Source organism: Glycomyces tarimensis (assembly GCF_054776215.1).
Genome location: NZ_BAAHCB010000023.1, coordinates 55,056 through 76,196 on the forward strand (window position 1 = coordinate 55,056; position 21,141 = coordinate 76,196).

General features: G+C 69.8%; 20 protein-coding genes, 1 tRNA gene and 1 pseudogene. 10 read left to right on the forward strand and 12 right to left on the reverse strand.

Annotated elements, in window-relative coordinates; all coding sequences use genetic code 11:
* Positions 1-4 precede the first annotated feature (4 nt).
* Positions 5-736, reverse strand: coding sequence for a glycerophosphodiester phosphodiesterase (locus ACYVK3_RS18900; protein ID WP_460498886.1), 732 nt, complete (start codon positions 734-736; stop codon positions 5-7).
* A 73-nt stretch (positions 737-809) separates the two neighbouring features.
* Here ACYVK3_RS18900 and larB point away from each other — a divergent pair, with 73 nt between their 5' ends.
* Positions 810-1,496, forward strand: coding sequence for an AIR carboxylase family protein (gene larB, locus ACYVK3_RS18905; protein ID WP_460498887.1), 687 nt, complete (start codon positions 810-812; stop codon positions 1,494-1,496).
* Positions 1,493-2,665 carry a LarC family nickel insertion protein gene (larC, locus tag ACYVK3_RS18910; RefSeq protein WP_460498888.1) on the forward strand — a complete coding sequence of 391 codons (1,173 nt, stop codon included), beginning with the start codon at positions 1,493-1,495 and terminating at the stop codon, positions 2,663-2,665. The genes larB and larC overlap by 4 nt, the downstream gene beginning before the upstream one ends.
* A gap of 83 nt (positions 2,666-2,748) precedes the next feature.
* On the opposite strand, the gene ACYVK3_RS18915 is transcribed toward larC, so the two are convergent.
* The 5 genes from ACYVK3_RS18915 to msrA all read right to left on the reverse strand — a co-directional run bounded on the left by ACYVK3_RS18915 (position 2,749) and on the right by msrA (position 10,801).
* Positions 2,749-4,278, reverse strand: coding sequence for a multicopper oxidase family protein (locus ACYVK3_RS18915; protein ID WP_460498889.1), 1,530 nt, complete (start codon positions 4,276-4,278; stop codon positions 2,749-2,751).
* 127 nt (positions 4,279-4,405) lie between these two features.
* The gene (locus ACYVK3_RS18920) at positions 4,406-7,378 is read right to left on the reverse strand and encodes a helix-turn-helix transcriptional regulator (protein ID WP_460498890.1); all 2,973 of its coding nucleotides are present in this window, start codon (positions 7,376-7,378) and stop codon (positions 4,406-4,408) included.
* Positions 7,379-7,418: 40 nt separating this feature from the next.
* Positions 7,419-7,625 (reverse strand): hypothetical protein, encoded by a 207-nt coding sequence (locus tag ACYVK3_RS18925; protein ID WP_460498891.1) that lies wholly within the window; start codon positions 7,623-7,625, stop codon positions 7,419-7,421.
* 131 nt (positions 7,626-7,756) lie between these two features.
* The gene (locus ACYVK3_RS18930) at positions 7,757-9,850 is read right to left on the reverse strand and encodes an MMPL family transporter (protein ID WP_460498892.1); all 2,094 of its coding nucleotides are present in this window, start codon (positions 9,848-9,850) and stop codon (positions 7,757-7,759) included.
* A 330-nt stretch (positions 9,851-10,180) separates the two neighbouring features.
* Positions 10,181-10,801 carry a peptide-methionine (S)-S-oxide reductase gene (gene msrA / locus ACYVK3_RS18935; RefSeq protein WP_460498893.1) on the reverse strand — a complete coding sequence of 207 codons (621 nt, stop codon included), beginning with the start codon at positions 10,799-10,801 and terminating at the stop codon, positions 10,181-10,183.
* 87 nt (positions 10,802-10,888) lie between these two features.
* Here msrA and ACYVK3_RS18940 point away from each other — a divergent pair, with 87 nt between their 5' ends.
* Entirely contained in the window at positions 10,889-11,269 is a 381-nt protein-coding gene (locus tag ACYVK3_RS18940) for a VOC family protein (RefSeq protein WP_460498894.1), read from the forward strand.
* Positions 11,270-11,327: 58 nt separating this feature from the next.
* Here ACYVK3_RS18940 and ACYVK3_RS18945 read toward each other — a convergent pair whose 3' ends face one another.
* Positions 11,328-11,591 (reverse strand): hypothetical protein, encoded by a 264-nt coding sequence (locus ACYVK3_RS18945; protein WP_460498895.1) that lies wholly within the window; start codon positions 11,589-11,591, stop codon positions 11,328-11,330.
* 91 nt (positions 11,592-11,682) lie between these two features.
* Between ACYVK3_RS18945 and ACYVK3_RS18950 the strand changes: the two genes are divergently transcribed.
* Positions 11,683-12,831 carry a PLP-dependent aminotransferase family protein gene (locus ACYVK3_RS18950; protein ID WP_460498896.1) on the forward strand — a complete coding sequence of 383 codons (1,149 nt, stop codon included), beginning with the start codon at positions 11,683-11,685 and terminating at the stop codon, positions 12,829-12,831.
* A 45-nt stretch (positions 12,832-12,876) separates the two neighbouring features.
* Complete coding sequence (locus ACYVK3_RS18955) at positions 12,877-14,244, forward strand: amidase family protein (protein ID WP_460498897.1); 1,368 nt, start codon at positions 12,877-12,879, stop codon at positions 14,242-14,244.
* 4 nt (positions 14,245-14,248) lie between these two features.
* On the opposite strand, the gene ACYVK3_RS18960 is transcribed toward ACYVK3_RS18955, so the two are convergent.
* On the reverse strand, positions 14,249-14,929 hold the full coding sequence (locus ACYVK3_RS18960) for a TetR/AcrR family transcriptional regulator (protein WP_460498898.1): 681 nt from the start codon (positions 14,927-14,929) through the stop codon (positions 14,249-14,251).
* Positions 14,930-15,029: 100 nt separating this feature from the next.
* Here ACYVK3_RS18960 and ACYVK3_RS18965 point away from each other — a divergent pair, with 100 nt between their 5' ends.
* Entirely contained in the window at positions 15,030-16,604 is a 1,575-nt protein-coding gene (locus ACYVK3_RS18965; protein ID WP_460498899.1) for an MFS transporter, read from the forward strand.
* Positions 16,605-16,666: 62 nt separating this feature from the next.
* Here ACYVK3_RS18965 and ACYVK3_RS18970 read toward each other — a convergent pair whose 3' ends face one another.
* Positions 16,667-16,846, reverse strand: coding sequence for a DUF397 domain-containing protein (locus tag ACYVK3_RS18970; RefSeq protein ID WP_460498900.1), 180 nt, complete (start codon positions 16,844-16,846; stop codon positions 16,667-16,669).
* On the reverse strand, positions 16,833-17,663 hold the full coding sequence (locus tag ACYVK3_RS18975; RefSeq protein WP_460498901.1) for a helix-turn-helix domain-containing protein: 831 nt from the start codon (positions 17,661-17,663) through the stop codon (positions 16,833-16,835). The genes ACYVK3_RS18970 and ACYVK3_RS18975 overlap by 14 nt, the downstream gene beginning before the upstream one ends.
* Positions 17,664-17,858: 195 nt before the next feature.
* On the opposite strand from ACYVK3_RS18975, the gene ACYVK3_RS18980 reads away from it, so the two are divergent.
* Both ACYVK3_RS18980 and ACYVK3_RS18985 read left to right on the forward strand, forming a co-directional pair.
* Positions 17,859-18,194 (forward strand): hypothetical protein, encoded by a 336-nt coding sequence (locus ACYVK3_RS18980; RefSeq protein ID WP_460498902.1) that lies wholly within the window; start codon positions 17,859-17,861, stop codon positions 18,192-18,194.
* Complete coding sequence (locus tag ACYVK3_RS18985) at positions 18,187-18,429, forward strand: hypothetical protein (RefSeq protein WP_460498903.1); 243 nt, start codon at positions 18,187-18,189, stop codon at positions 18,427-18,429. The genes ACYVK3_RS18980 and ACYVK3_RS18985 overlap by 8 nt, the downstream gene beginning before the upstream one ends.
* A gap of 112 nt (positions 18,430-18,541) precedes the next feature.
* Here ACYVK3_RS18985 and pcaD read toward each other — a convergent pair whose 3' ends face one another.
* Entirely contained in the window at positions 18,542-19,330 is a 789-nt protein-coding gene (pcaD, locus tag ACYVK3_RS18990; protein ID WP_460498904.1) for a 3-oxoadipate enol-lactonase, read from the reverse strand.
* A gap of 171 nt (positions 19,331-19,501) precedes the next feature.
* Between pcaD and ACYVK3_RS18995 the strand changes: the two genes are divergently transcribed.
* Positions 19,502-19,577, forward strand: a tRNA-Ala gene (locus ACYVK3_RS18995).
* 89 nt (positions 19,578-19,666) lie between these two features.
* Here ACYVK3_RS18995 and ACYVK3_RS19000 read toward each other — a convergent pair.
* Positions 19,667-20,158 carry a site-specific integrase gene (locus ACYVK3_RS19000; RefSeq protein WP_460498905.1) on the reverse strand — a complete coding sequence of 164 codons (492 nt, stop codon included), beginning with the start codon at positions 20,156-20,158 and terminating at the stop codon, positions 19,667-19,669.
* 1 nt (position 20,159) lies between these two features.
* Here ACYVK3_RS19000 and ACYVK3_RS19005 point away from each other — a divergent pair.
* Positions 20,160-20,276: pseudogene (locus ACYVK3_RS19005) on the forward strand (IS5/IS1182 family transposase); the annotation flags it as partial.
* Between the last annotated feature and the right edge of the window lie 865 nt (positions 20,277-21,141).

Here is a 21,141-nt window from a genome sequence, read left to right on the forward strand (position 1 = left end):
CTCCCTACGCGACTAGCGCTTCGCGCATCGCGGCGGGGCGGTCGGTGAAGATGAGGTCGGCACCGGCCTTGGCCGTCCGCTGCGCGGTCTCGGGGTCGTTGACGGTCCAGACGTAGGCCTCGTAGCCCTGCTCGTGGGTGCGCTCGACGAACGCCGGTGTCGACTCGACGTAGTCGACCTTCGCGCTGAGGGCCTGCACGCCTTCGGGCGGGCGGCGGAACGGGTACTCGAAGATCCACACCAGGGGGATGTCGTCGTCCAGCTCGCGCCAGGTCTTCAGCGCCGCGCGGGAGAAGGACATGACCGTGACGTCGAGGCCCGGCCAGCGGCGCAGCGTCTCCCACAGCCGCATTTCCAGGCGGGGGCCGAACTTGGAGGGGTGTTTGGCCTCCACGAGCAGTTTGAGGTCCTTGCCGGAGTCGATGACGAGCTGGAACAGGTCTTCGATCGTGGGGATGCGCGCGGCCTCGGGGTCGTCGCCGCAGTCGGGGAAGGAGGCCGCGAAGTTGAATTCGCGCAGCTGCGCCAGTGTGAGGTCGGAGACCGCGCCCTTGCCGTCGGAGGTGCGCTTGACGGTGCGGTCGTGGTGCAGCACCAGGTGCCCGTCGGCGGTCAGCCGGATGTCGAACTCGAACCCGTCGGCGCCTTCGACGATCGCCTGTCTGAACGCGGCAAGGGAGTGCTCGGGAAGGAATTCGTTGGCGCCCCGGTGGGCGACGATGAGCGGTTGGGACACACCATGACGATATCTGGTGTCACATGGCCCGCCGCCGCGTAGCGGCGTCTGGATCGGGTGGGAGGATCGAGTTGTGCAGTTCGACGATCAGGGATACAAGGATCTTGGCTGGGCCAAGATCGACACCGGCCGCCCGGCGAGGACCGGGGCGGCCGAGGCCGTGTACGCCGGCGGTAAGACGCCCGAGCAGGTGGTCGGGGCGCTGACCGCGCTGCGCGAATCCCACCCGGGCGGGGTGGCGATCGCCACCCGGTGCGACGAGGCCAGCATCGCCGCGATCAGGTCGGCGTTCGGCGAGGAGGCGCTGTGCGACTCCGGGATCGCCGCGATCGGGGACTTTCCCGAGCCGGAGGCCGGCCCGCTGGCGGTGGTGTGCGCCGGGACTTCGGACCTGCCGGTGGCTCGGGAGGCGGAGCTGGTCGCCCGCGCGAACGGGATCGACGCCCGGCTCGTGGCCGATGTCGGCGTCGCGGGCCTGCACCGGCTGCTGGACAAGGTGCCCGAGCTGCGGGAGGCGGCGTGCGTGATCGTCGTGGCGGGCATGGACGGGGCGCTGCCGAGCGTCGTGGCCGGCCTGGTGGCCGCGCCGGTCGTGGCGGTGCCGACGTCGGTGGGCTACGGGGCCGCCTTCGGCGGGCTGGCGCCGCTGCTGACGATGCTGAACTCGTGCTCCCCCGGCGTGACCGTGGTGAACATCGACAACGGCTTCGGCGCGGCGATGGCCGTGTGCCGCATGCTGAGTGTGAAGGCGGAGCGGTGACGGTCGCGTGGCTGGACTGCTCGGCGGGGGCGAGCGGCGACATGTTCCTGGGTGCCCTGGTCGGCGCCGGCGTGGACTTGGCGCTCATGCAGGAGGCCGTCGACACCCTCGGCGTCGAGCGCGTCCGTCTGACCTCGGGGACGGTGAAGCGGCACGGCCTGGCCGGCGTCAAGGTCGGCGTCGAGGCGCCCGAGGCGGCGGTGGACCGGCGCTGGCGGGCGATCCGCGGCATGATCGAGGGCGCCGAGCTGAGTGACGCGATCAAGGCGAGGGCGCTGGACGCCTTCGCGCGGTTGGCCGCTGCCGAGTCCGTCTCGCACGGCATCGATGTCGACGAGGTGCACTTCCACGAGGTCGGCGCGCTCGATTCGATCGCCGACATCGTCGGCGCCGCGGCGGGTCTGGACGCGCTCGGCGCTGAGCGGCTCACGGCCTCGACGGTGACCGTCGGCGGCGGTACGACGCGCGGCTCGCACGGGTCGATCCCGCTGCCGGCTCCGGCGGTGCTGCGGATCCTCGCCGACGCCGGGGCGCCGACGGTCGGCGCGGTGCCGTATGAGGCGTGCACGCCCACCGGTGCGGCGATCATCGCCGCGAGCGCGGACGGCTTCGGCGCGATGCCGGAGATGGTCGTCGAGGCGATCGGGGTCGGTGCGGGCGGGCGTGACCCGCGGGAGCGGGCGAACCTGCTCAGGATCGTCGTGGGGCGGGAGGTCGGCGCGGCGAAGGCGAAGCCGGTGGTGATCGAGACGAATGTGGACGACCTCGATCCGAGGCTGTGGCCGCCGGCGCTCGCGGCGCTCTTGGAGGCCGGCGCCTCGGACGCGTGGCTGACGCCGATCCTGATGAAGAAGGGCCGTCCGGCGCACACGGTGCACGTGCTCTGCCATGCGGAGGCCGTGCCGCGGGTGCGGGCCGCGCTCGTGCGGCACACGACCACGATCGGGATGCGGTCCTACGCGATCGACAAGTACGCGCTGGAGCGCCGGTACGACTCGGTCGAGGTGGACGGCCGCCGCATCGGGGTGAAGATCGCGCTGGAGGACGGCGAGGTGGTCAACGTCTCGGTCGAGTACGAGGACGCCGTGGCCGCCGCGGCGGCGCTCGGCAGGCCCGTGAAGGCGGTGGTGGCTCAGGCGGTCGCCCGTTCGGCGGCGTTGTACGGATAGGTCCGGCGCCGGCCTTCGCATCGGAGCCTCGGTTCGATCCCGGCTCGGGGGTCCGAGCGGTCTCCCGGGGCCGTGCCTGCGGGTCAGGAATGGTGCGCGGTGCCGGCGCTGGGCACCTGGCCGACCTCCTCGCCCTCGCCGAGGACGACGAACTGGCCCATCATCCCGGAGTCCTCGTGGAGCAGGATGTGGCAGTGGAACATGTACGGCATGTTCGGGTCGGTGTAGTCGCTGAACCGCATCGCCAGCCGGTACGGGACCTGCGGCTCCAGCTGCACGGTGTCCTTCCAGCCGCTCAGATGCGGCGGCGGGGCCTCGCCGTCGACCGTCAGGACTTGGAACTGGACGTCGTGGACGTGGAAGTTGTGCAGGAAGCCGTCGGAGTTCGACACCTCCCACACTTCGGTGGTGCCTTCGCGGACGCCGAAGTCGATGCGGTGCATGTCCATCTGCTCGCCGTTGATGGAGTTGAACCCCGAGAGCCGGAACGAGCGCTCCTGGGCGATCTGGTTGGTGTCCACGTCGGGGGCCGTCCCCATCACCGCGGGGACCTCGGTCTCGTCGGCGAGTGCGTCGGCGGCCCGGAACTGGCAGATGTCGAGCCGGTCGTCGGCGCCGTTGGTCCGCGACAGCGGCCCGGTGTAGCCGAATGCGGCCGCGTAGGAGCGCAGCTCGACGGTCTCGCCGGGTTCGAAGGCCACGACGATCTCGGCGCGCTCGGCGGGCGAGAGCTGGAGCCGGTCGGTCTCCCACGCTTCGGGCAGCAGCCCGCCGTCGGTCGCGACGAGTGCGAAGCGCCGGTCGTCGGCGAATCCGAAGTTGTACAGCCGCGAGTTCGAGCCGTTGAGCAGGCGCAGCCGCACCAGCCGGGTGGTGACGTCGAAGTAGGGGCCGAGCGTGCCGTTGACGAGGATCTCGTCGCCGAAGACGCCCACCGAGCTCATGAACGGGGCCGACTCGTCGAACTGGTTGTCGTCGTCGAACTTGCGGTCCTGCACGATGAACGGCAGGTCGTCGACGCCGTACTCGTTCGGCAGGCCGAGCGTCTCGGACTCCTCGTCGTCGATGATGAACATCCCGGCCAGGCCCCGGTAGACGTGGCGGGCGGTCCGACCGTGCGGGTGCGGGTGGTACCACAGCGTCGACGCCGGCTGGTTGAGGGTCCACTGGGGAGCCCACGTCTCGCCGGGCGAGACGGCCTGGTGCGGTCCGCCGTCCATGACCGCCGGCAGGTGCATGCCGTGCCAGTGGATCGAGGTCTCCTCCTCCAGGGTGTTGTGGATCGCGAAGGCGACCTCCTCGCCCCGCTCGGCCCGGATCGTCGGGCCCAGGAACGTGCCGTTGACGCCCCAGGTCTCGGTGGGCCGCCCGCTCTTGAACGCGGTCTGGCCGGCCTGGATCTCGAGGTCGAAGACCCGCGTGCCCGAGGAGTCGACCTCGGACGCGGCCAGCGGCGGGATGCCGAGCGGGGTGTCGAAGTCGACCTTGCCGACGGTGTCGAGCTTCGCGTTGCCGTAGAGGTAGGCGATCGTGCCGCCGCCGCCGAGGACCAGGGCTCCGACGCCGACGCCGCCGCCGACGAGGGTCCACTTCAATGCCTTACGCCGTTTCATGCTCGCAATCGTGGTCGCGGGGCATGTCCCCCGGCATCGGGCGGGAGGAGGCAATCGGCGTACGCCCAGGGGATTACGGCGGCTCGGCCCCTGCACCGAGGGACGGGAGGGCCCGAGGCGCCGCCGGCTACCGGCCGCCGGCTCCCGTGGCCTCGGCTAGGTATCCGCGCAGGTGGGCGGCGTTCACGGCCTCGGCGCGGTTGGCGACGTCGAGCTTGGCCATCGCCCGCGACAGGTGCACGCTCACGGTCTTCTCGGAGATGTACAGCTCGGTGCCGATCTGCCGGTTCGTCAGGCCCTTCGCGACAAGGCGCAGCACGCCGAGTTCGCGCGGGGTGAGCGGGCTGGTCGTGGGTTTGGGGATGTCGAGCCGGGCGCGTTCGGACAGGGCGCACAGCTCGGCGTTGAGCGGCTCGGCGCCGAGCCGGCCGGCGACGACCTTGGCCTCGACGATCCGTTCCGCCGCGTCGGCGCGGTCGTTCGGCTCGCCGCGCGCGAGCAGTGCCTCGGCGAGGCGCCAGCGCGCGTACGCCTGCCGGAACGGCTCGCCGTGGCCGGTCTCGGCGTAGGCGAAGGCGTCGATGACCTCGCGCCACAGGTCCGCGTCGCCGTCGCCGTCGAGGCGGGAGGCCTCGGCCTCGCCCATCGCGACCCAGGCGCGGCCTTCGGGGCCGAGCGTGCCCGACAGCGGTCGGCCGCGTTCGAGGAAGTAGTGGAGGCGCGCGAGGAGCCGCTCGCCCTTGGTGACGGCGTCCTTGGCCGCTTCGGGGTCGCCGTCGCGGCGCGTGGCGTGCGCGAGGTCGGCGGCGGCGCCGACTCCGGCCGCGCACACCGAGAGCCCGGCCATGAAGTAGCTGCCGAGGTCCCCGATGCGCTGGATCGTGCGTTCGGCCGCGGCGACCGCCGCGGCGGGCCGGGACCGCCAGCGGTCGAGTTCGATGCCGCACAGACCTGAGAGGGCGAGGACCTGGCCGTCGATTTGCCAGCGGTCGGCGAGGTAGGCGAGGCGCCGATCGGCCGCCTCGAACCGTCCGCGCGCGACATCGAGGAGCAGCGCGGCGGCGGCGAGCCGGGTCAGGACGACGCCGGGGACGACGCTCGAGGCCATCTCGCCGGCGGCGTCGGCGGCGTCCCAGTCGCCGAGCATGTAGTTGCAGATGACCTGGCGCACGGCGGTCTCGAGGCCGTAGGCGCTCCATTTGTGCCCGGTCTCGCGTGCCAGGGCCATGCCGCGGTCGAAGTGGGCGAGGGCTTCGGCCACACGGGCCTTCTCGACGCAGACGAGCCCGAGGTTGAAGTGCGCGCGGAGCTTGACCTCGTGCCAGCCGGTGCCTTCCACGAGCCTGAGCGCCTCGGTGAAGTGGCGCATGCTCGCTTCGATGTCGCCGCCGCTCTTGAACGAGCTGGTGGCGGCCGAGATGAGCGCGTCGGCCTTGGCGGCGACGTGGGCGCCGGGGCCCTCGATGGCGTCGGCGGTGGCGATGGCCTTCGCCGCCCATGCCGCGGCCTCCTCGTTGCCGAGCACGGCGCTGGAGGCGCGGGCTCTGATCGCCTGCGTCCAGGCCTTCGTCGCGTGCGGTTCGTCGTCCTTGACCAGTTCCCATGCTTCGCAGGCGATCCGGTACGCGTCTTCTTCGTTGCCTTCAACGGACAGCAGGTGTTTGACGTGTTTGCGGCGGGTGGCGGCGGCCTGGACCCGGTCGTGGTCGCGGTCGGCCAGTGCCACGGCGGCGGCGCCGTATGACAGCGCCCGCTTGATCTCCCCGGATGCCTCGGCCTGCGCGGCGCAGTTCAGGGTCAGTCGCAGTTCCGAGCAGCCTTCGGGGCGCTCGGGTTCGGGGACGCGGTCGAGCAGCCGCAGCGAGCGCTCGAAGTGCAGGAGCGACTCGGCGGGCGCCGACAGCTCGTTGGCCTCGCGGGCGGCCTTGACCGAGGCGGCGAGCGCCGTCGGGAAGTCGCCGGACTCGTAGGCGTGGTGGGCGAGCTCGGCGGCCACGCCCGTGCCGGTGTCCTTGGCGAGCGTCTTCGCGATGCGCTCGTGGTAGCGGTTGCGCTCGCCCGGCAGCAGGTCGGTGTAGACGGCCTCGCCGAGCAGGGCGTGGCGGAAGGCGTACATGTCCGGGCTCTTCTGGACGATGATGCCGTGGGAGATGGCGGCGCGAAGCGCCTGATCGAGTTCCCGTTCGTGCTTGATGCCGGTCTCGTCGAGCAGGTTCCACGCCGCGGAGTTGAGCCGTTCGTAGGTGAACACGCGGCCCATGACCGAGGCGAGGCGCACGACCTGCTGCGCGAGGTCGGGGAGGCGTTCGAGGCGTGAGAGGAGGACCTCGGCGAGCTCGAAGGTGACGGTGTGGGTCTCGGCGGCGGCGAGCTCCTCGGCGAGGAAGGCGTTGCCCTCGCTGGCCTGGGCGATCTTGGCGATCGTCTCGTCGTCGAGCCCGGAGTTGAGCTCGCGCACGAAGTGCGCGGCGTGCTGGCGGTCGAACGGTTCGAGGTGGAGGCGTTCGACCGCGGGCAGGCGCACGAGCTCGGCCAGGAGGGTGCGCAGCGGGTGGCTCCGGTGCAGGGCGTCGGCCCGGTAGGTGCCGAGGATGAGCAGGGGCTGGTCGGTCAGGCGCGAGGTGAGGAAGGCGAGGAGGTCGCGGCTGGAGCGGTCGGACCAGTGGAGGTCTTCGATGGTGAGCACGACCGGCTGGCGCGAGGCGAGGTCGGCGAGCGCGGCGTGGAAGGCCTCGAACAGTCCGAGGCGGCCGAGTTCGCCGTCGGCGGGCTGGGATTGTCCGGGGACGAGGGGGCGCAGTCCGGGGTGGTCGGCGACGAGTTCGGGGCTGCGGCGGGCGAGGGCGCCGACGGCTTCGGCGAAGGGCAGGTAGGGGAGGGCGGAGTCGGCGGTGTCGAGGCAGTGGCCGGTGACGGTGAGGACACCGTCACCGGCGTGCGCGTTGAATTCGTGCAGGAGCCGGGACTTCCCGACTCCTGCGTCTCCGGAGACGATGATCGTCGCGGCCTGTCCGCCCCGCGCCTTTCCCAGGGCGTTGTTCAGCGTCGCGAGCTCGTTGTCTCGGGCGAAGAGCGGGAGGTCGGAACCTAGGCGCGGCATGTCCATAATCATGACATGACCTCATGACAACTCGGGTTTTTTATTTCGCGAGTTGAAACCGGTGCGCGGCCTTGGCCGCTGTTCCCTCCTTACGGCGGAGCGCCGTGGCGATGCGGGCCACCAGGCCCTTGCGGCGGTGACCGGCCACGCCCTCGCGAGCGGTGGCGATGAGGCGCTCGCGGGCGGCCTCTGCCTGGAGCTCGTGGGAGCGGGCGTGGTGGATGAACTGGAGTTCGAAATCGTTCACGATGGTTCCTTCGGTGTCGTTCTTGCTGGTGACACCAAGTCTTCGGCTGAGGTCGCGGGTGCGGCATCAGCACATCGCGTCGAAGCGGCCGATGTGGGCCTTACTTCTCGACTGAGGGCCCCTCATCGCCCTTACTTCCCCTTACCCTCCCTTACCCGGCGCGACAGCCGCGAAGGCCACCAGACGGCGGGTCCGATGTCGACGGCGAGCGCGGGCACGAGGAGTGAGCGCACCAGGAGGGTGTCGAGCATGACCCCGAAGGCGACGACGAAGGCGATCTGCGCCAGGAACAGGATCGGCAGCACCGCCAGGGCGGAGAACGTCGCCGCGAGGACGATGCCGGCCGAGGTGATGACGCCGCCGGTGGCGACGAGCCCGCGGAGCGTGCCCGCGCGCGTGCCGATCCGGGTCGCCTCCTCGCGGACGCGGGTCATCAGGAAGATGTTGTAGTCGATGCCGAGCGCCACGAGGAACACGAAGCCGAACAGGACCACGGTCGGATCGGCGCCGGGGAAGCCGAGCAGGTGGTTGAACACCAGCGCCGAGACGCCCATGGTCGCCGCGAACGACAGCACGACGGTGGCCACGAGCAGCACCGGTGCGAGGATCGAGCGCAGCAGCAGCATGAGCACCGCGAGGATGACCGCCAGGACGAGCGGGATGATGACGGCCCGGTCGCGTTCGGAGACGGCGATGGTGTCGAGCTGAATGGCGGTGGCCCCGCCGACCTTGGCGTCGGCTCCGTCGACGGCGTGCACCGCCTCCCGGAGCCGTTCGACGGTGTCCATGGCCGCGTCCGAGTCGGGGGCGTCCTCGAGGACCGCCTCGATCATGACCTTGCCGTCGGCGACGCGGGGTTCGCCTGCCGGGCCGGCGGCGACGCTCACCTCGGCGACCCCGTCGATGTCGGCCGCTGCGGCGACCTGGTCGGCGGCGGCCTCGTTGGCGATGATCACCGCGGGGGCGCCGGCGCCGGCCGGGAAGTGCTCGGCGAGGACTTCCTGGCCGGTCACCGAGTCGACCTCGGTGAGGAACACGTCGGTCTGGGAGGTGCCGTCGGCGCGCAGCTGGGTCATGAAGGCGGCGGCGATGAGGAGCGCGGCGGCGGTCGAGGCCCACACCAGGCGCGGCCTGGCGGCGACGATTCCGGCGACGCGGCTCCACGGCCGCGACCGGTGCGGGCGACCGTCGGCGGCCGGACGGCGGGGCCAGAAGGCGGCGCGGCCGGTCAGCGCCAGAGCGGCGGGCAGGAACGTGGTGGAGGCCGAGAACGCGGCGGCGATGCCGATGGCGGCGACGGGGCCGAGGCCCCGGTTCGAGTCGAGCTGGCTGAACAGCAGGCACAGCACGCCGAGGATCACCGTCCCGGCCGAGGCCGCGATCGGTTCGAGGGTGCCGCGCAGGGCCGAGGCGACCGCGCGCAGCCGGTCGGGTTCCTCGCGCAGCCGTTCGCGGAAGCGGGCCACCAGCAGCAGGGCGTAGTCGGTGGCGGCGCCGAACACCAGGATGAACAGGATGCCCTGGCTCTGGCCGTTGAGGTCGATCGCGCCGGCGTCGGCGAGGAAGTACACGGCCAGGCTCGCCAGTCCGAGCGCGAAGACGCTCGACATGAGCACCAGCAGCGGCAGCAGCGGGGAGCGGTAGACCAGGACGAGGATGACGGCGACCACGGAGGCCGCGACGAGGAGCAGGAGGCCGTCGACGCCGCTGAAGGCCTCGCCCAGGTCGGCCCCGAGCGCGGCCTGGCCGGTGACCAGGACGGTCAGGCCTTCCGGGCGGTCGTCGGCCAGTATCGCCCGCACCTCGGCGACCGCTTCGTCGGTGTCGGTCTCGGCGTCGATGGGCACGATCATCCGGGCCGCTTCGGGGGCGGGCTCCTCGGCGGGGATCGGGGCGGGCGCCGGGTCGAGCGTGGCGGGCAGTTCGGCGAGGGCGGCGCCGGCGGCCTCCAGGTAGGCGAGGTCGTCGCCGGTGAGCCCGCCGGGGCGTTCGGCGACGACGACGGCGGCGGTCGCGTCGGTGTCGGAGAATGTCGCCCGCGATTCGACCACCTCGGTCGATTCCGCCGATGACGGCAGGAACGCGGAGCCGTCGTTCTCGGCGACCTGGCTGAGCTTGCCGGTGTAGGGGCCGCCGAGGGCGCCGAGCGCGAGCCAGCCGAGGGCGAGCAGTGCCGGAAGCAGCCACCGCAGACGGCTCACCGGTCGGTTCGGCGAATGCTCCACAGTGCTCCTCGCTCGCTTCGAAGCGACGGTCCACCGGACCGCCCCTCCGAAGCGTATGCGAGGCCGCGCGCGCAGCGGGCGGCTCCGGGCCGGAACACTTGTGTCTCTATGGAGGGCGCGACCATCGAGCAGTCGCAGCGGACCGGGCTGCGGGTCACCGCTACCGGGATTCCGGAGCGGACTCGGCCTTTGGACGGTGAATCCGGGTCGATTGCGGCGGCCAGGTCGGCTTCGCGTTCGTCGAGTTCGCCCTCTTCGCCGGGCCGCTCCGTCGGTGGGCTCGCGCGAGGACGAGTGTGACGTCTTTCGCGTCGATTGACGACCCTGCGATCACCGGCTCGGAGGGCGCACGTCCTTCTGGGCCCGAACCTGGTCCTGGCGGACGACGCCGACGGGGCAGGAGAGGCCGTTGGGTCCGTGGTTGCAGTACCCGTTCGGGTTGTGGTGCAGATATTGCTGGTGGTAGTCCTCGGCGAGCCAGTAGGGCCCGGCCGGGACGATGCTCGTGGTGATCGGGCCCTTGTCCGCCTCGCGGACGACCGGCTCGAACGCCTGCTTGACGGCCTCGGCCGTCTCCTGCTGCTCGGGCGTGGTCGTGAAGAGCACCGAGCGGTACTGCGAGCCGATGTCGTTGCCCTGCCGCATGCCCTGCGTCGGGTCGTGGTTCTCGAAGAACACCTTGAGGAGCTGCTCGTAGGAGACCTCGTCGGGGTCGAAGACGACCTTGACGGCCTCGGCGTGACCGGTCATCCCGGTGCAGACCTCGTCATAGGTGGGGTTCTCGGTCTTCCCGCCCATATAACCGACCGAGGTGGTCCACACCCCGGGCGTCTGCCAGAACAGCCGCTCCGCGCCCCAGAAGCAGCCCATGCCGAAGTAGGCGATCTCGGACGCGCCCGGCGCCGGGCCGTCGATGGGGTGTTTGAGGACAGGATGGGTCTTGACCGTCATGGCTCACTCCGTTCGGTCGACATCATGCAAGCTTGTCACGCTGAAATAACGATCGCCCAACCCACGGCATTCCGTTAACGTGTGCGCATGGTTTCACGTATTCGCCACATCACGATCGACTGCCGCGACCCCTACGAGCTCAGCAAATTCTGGGAGCAGGTCACCGGCTTCGGCGAGGATCCGGACGATCCCAACGCGCCCGAACACGACGAGAACCTGCTGCAGAACACCGACGGCGGGCCCGACCTGCTGTTCATCCGCGTCCCCGAGTCCAAGACCGTTAAGAACCGCATCCATCTCGACCTGGGACCGGACACCACGCGCGACGAGGAGGTCGAGCGCCTCATCGGCATCGGGGCGACCCTGGTCGCCGACCACCGCAAACCGGACGGCAAGGGCTGGGCGGTCCTGGCCGACCCCGAGGGCAACGAGTTCTGCATCGAGCGCTCCGACGCCGAGCGCGCCTAGAGACAACCGTAGGCGCCCCGCGAACCGGGGCGCCTACGGCGAAAGTCTGTACGGGGGCTTACTTCTCGGTCATGGTGTCGAGGCTGCCGTCACCGTTGGAGTCGGTGGCCGCGGCGTCGTACTTGCCGTCGCCGTCGTGGTCCAAGAGCACGTGGTCGATGTTGCCGTCGCCGTCCGAGTCGACGGCCTTCATGTCGGCGACGCCGTCATCGTCGATGTCCACGTGAAACTCGACCGAGCCGTCGTCGTTGCGCCGCACGCCGACCGTCTCGTCGTGACCGTCGCCCGTGATGTCCATCTTGTGCACTTCTTCGAAGCCCATGAGGCAACCCCTAAATGAAGCGGATACGTGTTCACTCACCTTAGCGTGGCTATGCATGGCCAGCAGTATCAACGTCGGTTAGCGTAGGGCTATGCACGAGGCCCACGGATTCTCCACACGCGCGATCCACGCCGGGCAGGAGCCCGACCCGAGCACGGGCGCGGTCGTCCCGCCGATCTACGCCACCTCCACCTACAAGCAGGACGGTGTCGGCGGTCTGCGGGGCGGCTACGAGTACTCGCGCTCCGGCAATCCCACGCGTACCGCACTGGAGACCTGCCTGGCCTCCCTCGAAGGCGGCTCCCGCGGCTTCGCCTTCGCCTCCGGCCTCGCCGCCGAGGACACCGTGCTCAGGGCGCTCTTGAAGCCCGGCGACCACGTCGTCATCCCCAACGACGCCTACGGCGGCACGTTCCGCCTGTTCGACAAGGTCGCCACCCGTTGGGGACTGGGCTACACCGCCGCGCCCCTCACCGACCTCAAGGCGGTCGCCGAGAGCCTCACCGATGACACGCGGATGATCTGGGTCGAGACGCCCACGAACCCGCTGCTCAACATCGCCGACATCGCCGAGCTCGCCGCGCTGGCGCACGAGCGTGGCGCGATCCTCGTCGTCGACAACACCTTCGCGAGCCCGTACCTCCAGCGGCCGCTCGCGCTCGGCGCGGATGTCGTCATCCACTCGACCACGAAGTACATCGGCGGGCACTCCGACGTCGTCGGCGGGGCCGTCGTCGTGGACGACGACGCCCTGGCCGATCCGATCGCGTTCCACCACAACTCGATGGGCGCCGTCGCCGGTCCCTTCGACTCCTGGCTCACGCTGCGCGGCATCAAGACCCTCGCCGCCCGCATGGACCGCCACTGCGACAACGCCGAGGCGATCGCCGAGTTCCTCGCCGGCCACGAGGCCGTCGCCGAGGTCCGGTATCCCGGTCTGTCCTCGCACTCGGGCCACGACGTGGCCGGCAAGCAGATGCGGCGCTACGGCGGCATGATCTCCTTTCGCCACAAGCAGGGCGAGGAGGCGGCCGTCGAGATGTGCTCGCGCACCGAGGTGTTCACCCTCGGGGAGTCGCTCGGCGGCGTCGAATCGCTCATCGAGCATCCCGGCCGCATGACTCACGCCTCCGTGGCGGGCTCGGCGCTCGAAGTCCCCGCCGACCTCGTCCGGCTCTCGGTCGGCATCGAGGATCTCGACGACCTCCTGGCCGACCTGCGCCAGGCCCTCGGGAGCTGACCCGCCCGGGCACCGACATACCCCAACGCTAGGAAAGGACGAGTTGTGAGCTGGTCGGGAACTACCGCGCAGCAGATAGCCAAGGCGGTCAGGCGAGGCGACGCGGACGCCGCCATCGTCGTCGACCACCACCTCCGCCGCATCGAGGACCACCACGAGGCGGCCGACGCGCTCACCTCCGTCCGCAAGATCGAATCGCTCGCCGAGGCCGCCGCCGTGGACGAGATCGACGACCGCTCGGCCCTGCCGGCCGCGGGCGTCCCCGTCGCCGTGTGCGAGCAGCTCCCGGTGGCCGGCCACGCGCCGCGCCTGGGCTCCAACGCCGGCGTCCTCCCGATCGCCGAGACCGACCACCGGTCGGTGCAGCGCATCCGCGGCGCCGGAGCGGTGGTCGTCGGCTTCGGGCGCTCGTCCGAACTCGGGCTGTGGCCCGCCACCGACGACGACGGCAACGTTCCCGGCAACCCGTGGCGGCCCGACCGCGGCATCGGCGGCCCGAGCGGCGGCGCGGCGCTCGCCGTGGCGACCGGCGCGGCGCCGATCGGCATCGGGCTCGACGGCCCCGGCTCGGCCGGCGGCGTCCGCACGGCCGCCGCGGCCTGCGGGATCGTCGCCTACAGCCCCGAGCACGTGCCGGCCGACATCAACTCCGACCCCGAGCACTGGCTCAACGGGCACGTCGGCGTCATGGCCACCACCGTCGACGACGCGGCACTGGCGTACGCGGCCCTGACGCACCGCGCCCCGCGCGGCACCGGGGACCCGGGCAAGCTCCGCATCGCGGCGACGAACACGACGCCGCTGCCCGCGAGGGTCGACGACGAAGCGACCAAGTCCCTGCTCCAAGCGGTGCGGTGCATGACCGACCTGGGCCACGACACCTTCAGGGCGCGACCGAAGTTCGGCACGCGCCTGACCGCGACCTCCTCGGGGGCGTGGGCGTGCGCGGCCTACCTGCGGAGCCTCAAATGCGGGCCCGACGGGCTCCAGCGGCGCACGCGCCGACTGGCCGCCGTCGGCGAGAAGACCTACCTGGGCGGCCTGTTCGGCGGCATCCTCGGCGACGGCAACCAGATCCGCCGGCACCTGGAGGACTGGTTCGACTTCGGCGACTACGACATGCTCGTGACGCCGGGCATGCCCGGCCCGCCGCCGGCGGCCCAGCCGTGGTCGACGCAGACCCTGCGCTCGAACGTGACACACGTGGCCGCCGCCGCCGCGTTCACCGCGCCGTTCGGCCTCGCCGGTCTTCCGGCGCTGGTGGTGCCGGTGGGCATGCGCGGCGACGGGGTACCCGCGACCGTTCAGCTCGTCGGGCCTCCCGGTTCCACCGGCAGGCTCTTCGACGTGGCGGCGCAGCTGATCGCGAAGCTCCGTCCCCGCCGCTACGCCCCGGGCCTGACCTGGGAGTAAGCCGTCACGGCGTGCCGTGATGGACGCGCGGAGCACCTGAGAGGCCCCGGTGCTCCTGCTCCAGCCTCCGGCTGTGGGCCAGGAGCGCCGGGTAGTCCACCGCGGCGCCGCGCAGCAGTGTCTCGATGGCGCTCTCGGCCTCGGTGTCGGTCAGGTGGCCGCCGCCGAAGAGCGCGCGGTGATGGACGAGCGCGCCGATGAGGTCGAGCAGCTGTTCGCGGTCGGTCTCGGGGCGCAGATCCCCTCGGGCGACGGCCCGGTCGAGCGTGCGGCCGACCGCCTGGCGGGACGGCTCCACAACGGTCTCCAGGTAGCGCGCCTGCAACTCCGGCTCGGGCGCGCATTCGAGGTAGAGCGCGCTGAGCACCTCCGGGCGGATGGTGCGGTAGGCGGCGAGGAAGACGTTGAAGCTCTCGTCGAAGTCGCAGAGGGTGCACCCGGTGTCGGGCGGGGACGGCACGTCGAGGCGCGTGGCTATCGCGTCGAGCGCCAGGGAGGCGCGACCGGGCCAGCGGCGGTAGATCGCGGGCCGCGAGGTGCCGGCCCGGCGGGCCACCTCTTCGAGCGTCAGTCCGCCGTAACCGACCTCGTCGAGCAGTTCCAGGGCGGAGGCGAGGAGGGCGCGGTCGATCTGCGGATCCCGTGGCCGGCCGCCTCCCGCGGCGGACCCGCGCTGCTTGGACATGCGGCTCACCCTACCTCTCGATGGCGTTGAGGGGGCGGACGCTCGCGCCCGATAATGTTACGTTATGAACTGTAACGTATTAGGCTTCGAAGGAGGGCTCATGTCCGTCCCCGAACAACCCCTCGCGACCTCCGAGCGCGCGACGAAGCGCGAATGGGCCGGGCTGGCACTGCTGGTGCTGCCCATGCTCATGCTCGCGACCGACCTCACCGTGCTGTTCTTCGCGCTGCCCACCCTCAGCGCCGACCTCGAGCCCACCTCGACGCAGGCCCTGTGGATCGTCCACGCCTACGGCTTCGTCATCGCGGGCTTCCTGGTCACCATGGGCCGCCTGGGCGACCGTGTCGGCCCGCGCAGGCTGCTGCTCGTCGGCTCGGCGGCGTTCGCCGCGCTGTCGGCCCTCGCGGCGTTCTCGGTGAGCGCCCCGATGCTCATCGCCGTCCGGGCCCTGCTCGGCATCGCCGGAGCGACCCTGATGCCCTCGCTGTACTCACTGCTGCGCATCATGTTCCGCGACGAACGGCAGCGCCGCCTGGCGATCGCCATCATGTTCAGCGCCTTCTCCATCGGCGGAGCGGTCGGCCCGCTCATCGGCGGGGCGCTGCTCGAGTTCTTCTGGTGGGGATCGGTCTTCCTGATCAACGTGCCGCCGATGCTCCTGCTGCTGCTCGCGGGCCCCCGACTGCTGCCCGAGCGAGACGAGCGGACGCGCGTCAAGCTCGACCCCGCCAGCGTCGCGCTGTCGGTGGCCGGAATGCTCGCACTGGTATACGGGCTGCAGGAACTGGCGGCGGGCCAGGAGGCCGGCGCGAACTCGCCCTGGGCGAACCTCGCTATCGCCGCGGGCGGCCTGCTCCTGCTGACGGTGTTCGTGCGCAGGCAGCGGCGGCTGCGCGAGCCGTTGTTCGACCTGGCGCTGTTGAAGAACCGACGCGTGGGCGTCTCACTGGCGACGCTGCCGTTGGTCGGCATCGGCGTGACCGGGATGTTCTACCTGTTCACCCAGCACCTTCAGTGGGTCACCGATCTCTCGCCATTGGTGGCCGGGCTGTGGACCCTGCCGTTCATCGCGGTCAACATCTGCGGAGCGATGATCGCTCCGGCCCTGACCGCGCGGTTCCAACCGGCGGTCGTAGTCGCGGCCGGACTGCTCGTGGCCGCGCTCGGGGCGGCGCTCATGGTCGGCGTGGTGGACGTGAGCGTCTCGCTGCCGCTGCTGATCGGGGCGTTCTCGATAGTGGGACTCGGTCAGGGCGCGGCCATCGCGCTGGTCAGCGATCTGATCATCTCCGGCGCGCCGGCGGAGCAGACCGGGTCGGCCGCGGCGGCGCAGGAAGTGGGCGGCGAACTGGGCAACGCCTTGGGCGTGGCGACCGGCGGCGCGGTGGGGATCCTCGTCTACCGCGCCGCGCTGGCCGACGCCGTGCCGCCGGAAGTGTCCGACGAGGCGGTTCAGGAAGCGCGGTCCAGCGTGCACGAGGGCGTCGCCACGGCGGAGGGTCTTCCCGTCCACGGCGGGGACCTCCTCGCCGGCGTGCAACAGGCCGCGGCCTACGGACTGCAGGTCTATGCCGTCGTCGGGGGCGCGCTCTCCGCACTGGCGGCCGTACTCGTCGCCGTCACGCTTGTCGAGCGCAAGCGGCGGTCAGTGCCGTCCGACCGGCTTGAAGGCTGAAGGGCCCGGAAACAGCGAGGCGGCCCATGCGCGGAGCGCGTGGGCCACCTTGGTCTTGTCAGTCAGGCCTTGGTGCTGCGGAGGAGGCCGGTCAGGTCGGAGCCGCTCAGGTCGAGGATGGGAGAGCCCTCGCCCAATTTGCTGTCCCGAACCTGGAATCCCCCCGCGGTGCTGCGGAGCTCTACGCAGTCCCCGCCAGTGTTGCCGCTGCGGGAGGACTTCTTCCACTCACTGGTAGGCATCGGATTCTCTCCACTCTTCTAGCCCCAGCGCCACCGGGAGTGTGGCAGAGAAAAGTCTACGACCCCAGGCGACCTTGGCTTTGTCTGCCTCATATTGCGAACCGAAGAGATTTTCCTGGTAGACCACCTCAGGGTCCTTCGAATCCATGAACGACATGATTCTGTAAGACCATCCCGTCGAGGGGTTGACTCTGCCGCTGGGAACGATGAAGATGTCCACGCCCCTGACCCGGGCCTTCCGTGCCAGGTGGTCGATCTGGTCTTCGTAGAAGTCGGCGTACTTGAACCGTGTCAGGGCGTGCTCGGCCATGATCACCCGCATCCTGGGCGGCCCGCCCTCGCGGCCGAACAGCGCCTCGGACCGCTGCATGCGGAAACTGACCGCAGTCCGCCTCTGGTCGTCGTCCAGGTTCGGATTGGTGGCGAGGACGGCCTCGGCGTAGCTCGGAGTCTGAAGCAAGCCGGTGACAAGGGCGTCCTCGTGGATATCGATGGCCATTGCGAGCGGTTCGATCTGTGTGAACCGACTGAAGCCGGCGGGCGCCGACTCGTGCCAGTTGGCCGGGTTGCCTTGGCGAATCCACTTCGCTTTCGCGCGTGCATCGTCGATGACCGGTTGCGGTGCGCCGTACTGGCTCAGCCAATCGGCGATGACCGCGGGCTCGGGGTATTGGAGCGTCCCACCCTCGTAGCTGCTGAGGATGGTCTTCGAGGTTCCGAGGAACCAGATCGCATCGTCCTTGTTCAGGTTGGCCTGCTCGCGATATTTGATCAGGGTTCTGCCGAGTTCGCGTTGAAGGAACTTTTCGCTCGCCATCGTTCCATGGTGGCAAGTAGTTGTGACATTACGGAAGGTGCACACGGAAGCGGGATTCCTGTGGAGGAATCCTGCTCTGGGAACCGATTCGACGAATCCGTGCCCACGATAGACGATCTTGTGTGCGCCTCTGACCAGGCCATACGTTGTGTTCATCTAGAGGTGATCGATTCGCTTCGGGAGGAGAACCGACACATGGCAGAGGTATCCAGGTCCGCCAGGACCCAAATCCGTGAGATCGAGCGCGGGAGGTTCCGCGACCGACACAGCGAGTTCGTCGTGTGCGCCAGCGCAACCGACGCTCCGGATTCATTCCGGGTCTATGAGAACGACAACCGCACCGACATGGTGCTCGTCATCACCGGAGTCTGCTCCGGCGACCTGCGAGCGTCTTGGGGACTCGCCTGGCGCGGCCAGTCCGAGGAATGGCGCGAGTGGATGGAGGCCCAAGCCTTCATGGCCTTCTACAACGGACACCGAACCATCTCGACCGACCGCTACACCGGCCGCGTGAAGGTCTGCGATGGCTGAGCCCGCCTACCTCGGCGAGTTCCGGCGCGGTCCTGCGATCTTCACGGTCTTCGCCTTGCCCGGCAGCGACCGACTCCGCGTCGACTGCAATGACGGCAATGGTCCGAGTGAGGTCTGCACCTTCATGTCCGACCAACACCCCGCCTGGCGTGGGGCGTGGAACGGCGACGACTGGTGCCCGTGGATCGAGGCCGAGGCCCGGCGGATCGCACGGGAGCCCGCCTCGCCCGGATGAGGCGGGCCGCGCCTGAGCGCCCTCATCGCAGGCGGACCCCAGTGCCGGATGAGGGAACCCGAGGGCCGGTCGATCTTGGTGGGGATCGGCCGGCCCGACACTCCTCCGGAGCTCAGTTGGTGAGGAACTCCACCAGGTGCCGGTTCACGAAATCGGCCTGCTCGGTGGAGATCATGTGCTTGGCCCCTTCGACCCTTACAACCTCGGTCAGGGCGATCTCCGAAGCGATGGTCTGAGCGTCCGTCTCGTTCGTGACCTCATCGCCGGAGCCGTACATGACCAGCGCCTTCGTATCGATCTCTCCCAGCCGACCGCGCAGATCGTACCGGGCGAGCGCCTCGCAGCAGCACGCGTAACCCTCCGGATCACACCCCACCAACCGCTCCCGGAATGCCGCGACGACCTCCGGCTTTTCAGCATGGAACTCGGGCGTGAACCAACGCCCCATGGTCGCGTCGGCGATGGCCTCGCAACCCTCGGCCCGCACCTTCGCGGCCCGCTCATGCCACGACTCGGGCGTCCCCAATTTCGGGGCGGTGGCCATGAGCACGACTCGGCCCACGCGGTCCGGGTGCCGCAAGGCGGTGGTCATCGCGATGGCCCCGCCCATCGAGATCCCGACGAGATGCGCCCGATCGATTCCGAGTCCGTCCAGCAAGTCGGCCACATCGTCGGCCAGATCGTCGATGGTCCACTCGCCGGAATCAGGCTTGGTACCCCCGTGCCCTCGCACGTCGAACCGGACGACCCTGAACCGCTCCGTCAGCGGCGGAACCTGCGGAGCCCACATGTCCAGCGTCCCGCCCAGGGAGTTGATCAGCACCACGGGCTCGCCGGCTCCGTCGACCAGATGGTAGGGAATCATGTCGCCTCCAAACTTCTCGAACGCCTCGCGGACCAAACCTCGATCGTAGGTGACCCGGCGCCGACCGCGTAACCACAACCGCCGACCGGCGCCGAACCCCAGCAAGCCCACGTGACCGGCGTCTCTGCACCCTCCCTGGGTACCGGCGCGAACCCTGTGTAAACTAGTCCCGGTTCCAAGGTCTGAAACCTTGGCATCAAACCGCAAGGGGCTTTGGCGCAGTTGGTAGCGCGTTTCCATGGCATGGAAAAGGTCAGGGGTTCGAATCCCCTAAGCTCCACCAGCATCTACCAGGCAAAATAGGCCACAAGGTTATCCCTTGTGGCCTTTCTGCTACCCAATTCGCTACCAATCGGCTAGCGTATCCGCAGGTCAGACCCCGGATTCCTTGATGCCTAACGACCCGAGCTGTCCACTCTCGAAGTGGTCGCCCAGTGCCTCGGCACCGGCCGCTCGGACGCCCTTGCGGAGATCGCGGCGGACGTTGGCCGCATAACGCACGGTGCCGACCTCGGATGCGAGCACGTAGGTGTCAGGCCGGAGCGCCCGCCCGGCATCCTCGGCGGCGATCTCAGTGGACGCGCGAACGGCCGTGAGGATGGTGACCACCTGGCGGGGCAGGGCGATCGTACGGAGGGACTTCGGCGTCTTGGTGTCACCCTTGCTGTCCCACCGAGCGCTACACCTCCACGTGCGGAACCATTGTCTCGCGATGCCGTTCGCCGCAGTGCAGACTTGGTCGGCCACCAGGTTCAGGTGAGTGTTCCGCCACTTTAGCGGCCGTGCCTCTTCGGTACGGACTCCGGTGAACACTGACAGGGCGATGTAGCCGTGCAGACAGGTTCCGCGGCTGACATCGAGCAACCGCAAGGTCCTGCACAGCAAAGGGCTCCAGACTCAGATCGCGCGCCGCGGTGAGCCGCACGGTTCCGGGCTCGGGGTCACTCGCTATGTGGTCGAACGGACGCTGGCGCTGCTGCACTGGTTGTGTCTCCGCGGCCGCCGCCTGGCGCCGCACCGTCGAGTCCATCCGGCTCCTCGTCGCTTGGCCTCCGGGCCTGCAAGAGGGTGCCGCACGCTGCTCGCAGATGACGGCTCCCACACGATCTGCGCGAGTCGGATCGGTTCGCTCTCGCCGGCAACGCCCACGCAGCGAACGAGCGCTTACCAAGCCCAAAATGGGTCGACCTTCGACCGGCTGCGCTGCGATCTTACCTGTGCCCTCAGAATGTCAGATCCGTCCAGGATCTCAACGGCTAGGAGCAGCAGGAGAGTTGAATGGATTTCGCTGCTGATAGTGGGCCCGACCAGACGGGCCCACCACCGGGATATCGTGTCCACGGTATGGGGGGCACGTATCGAGCTCTTGGCGTTGCGATTTCGGGCGAGTTCCTTGACGCCCTACCGTCCTCGAGTGGCGGCCCCGCGCGGACCCGTAGGCCGTAGGGCAACACAGTTGGGAATAATTGTCTACACGTAGTAGGCACGTGTGCACTTTTGTTCCCATGAGAGAGGATTCCGGAAAAGCCCGAGCCCGGCTGCAAGAGCTGCCGTCCGTCTTCTCCTATCGTGTGGCCATTGACGTCGGCATCGCTAAAACGACCCTGCACCGCTTGCGAGACGAAGGGCTCCGCGAGGCGGTCGGGCGCGGGCAGTTTCGGATCGATGACGCCGACCACGTTGTCAATGTCTCGCCTCAGCGATCTGCCATGGAGCGCCGCCCGGCGACAGTGGGTCCACGCTGAGACGGAGAGCGTGTCGCGCTCGACGCCCGCTCTATCCTCCGTAGACGTCGGCGGTTATCGGCGATGAGGGTTCAGACGCCACCAGTCCGATACTGAGACCGG

Excerpts from the sequence above, each read along its gene's own strand:
- ACYVK3_RS18915 (WP_460498889.1), bottom strand. The coding sequence starts at position 4,278 with ATGAAACGGCGTAAGGCATTGAAGTGGACCCTCGTCGGCGGCGGCGTC.
- ACYVK3_RS18920 (WP_460498890.1), bottom strand. The coding sequence starts at position 7,378 with ATGCCGCGCCTAGGTTCCGACCTCCCGCTCTTCGCCCGAGACAACGAG.
- msrA (WP_460498893.1), bottom strand. The coding sequence starts at position 10,801 with ATGACGGTCAAGACCCATCCTGTCCTCAAACACCCCATCGACGGCCCG.
- ACYVK3_RS18940 (WP_460498894.1), top strand. The coding sequence starts at position 10,889 with ATGGTTTCACGTATTCGCCACATCACGATCGACTGCCGCGACCCCTAC.
- ACYVK3_RS18945 (WP_460498895.1), bottom strand. The coding sequence starts at position 11,591 with ATGGGCTTCGAAGAAGTGCACAAGATGGACATCACGGGCGACGGTCAC.
- ACYVK3_RS18950 (WP_460498896.1), top strand. The coding sequence starts at position 11,683 with ATGCACGAGGCCCACGGATTCTCCACACGCGCGATCCACGCCGGGCAG.
- ACYVK3_RS18960 (WP_460498898.1), bottom strand. The coding sequence starts at position 14,929 with ATGTCCAAGCAGCGCGGGTCCGCCGCGGGAGGCGGCCGGCCACGGGAT.
- ACYVK3_RS18965 (WP_460498899.1), top strand. The coding sequence starts at position 15,030 with ATGTCCGTCCCCGAACAACCCCTCGCGACCTCCGAGCGCGCGACGAAG.
- ACYVK3_RS18970 (WP_460498900.1), bottom strand. The coding sequence starts at position 16,846 with ATGCCTACCAGTGAGTGGAAGAAGTCCTCCCGCAGCGGCAACACTGGC.
- ACYVK3_RS18975 (WP_460498901.1), bottom strand. The coding sequence starts at position 17,663 with ATGGCGAGCGAAAAGTTCCTTCAACGCGAACTCGGCAGAACCCTGATC.
- ACYVK3_RS18980 (WP_460498902.1), top strand. The coding sequence starts at position 17,859 with ATGGCAGAGGTATCCAGGTCCGCCAGGACCCAAATCCGTGAGATCGAG.
- ACYVK3_RS18985 (WP_460498903.1), top strand. The coding sequence starts at position 18,187 with ATGGCTGAGCCCGCCTACCTCGGCGAGTTCCGGCGCGGTCCTGCGATC.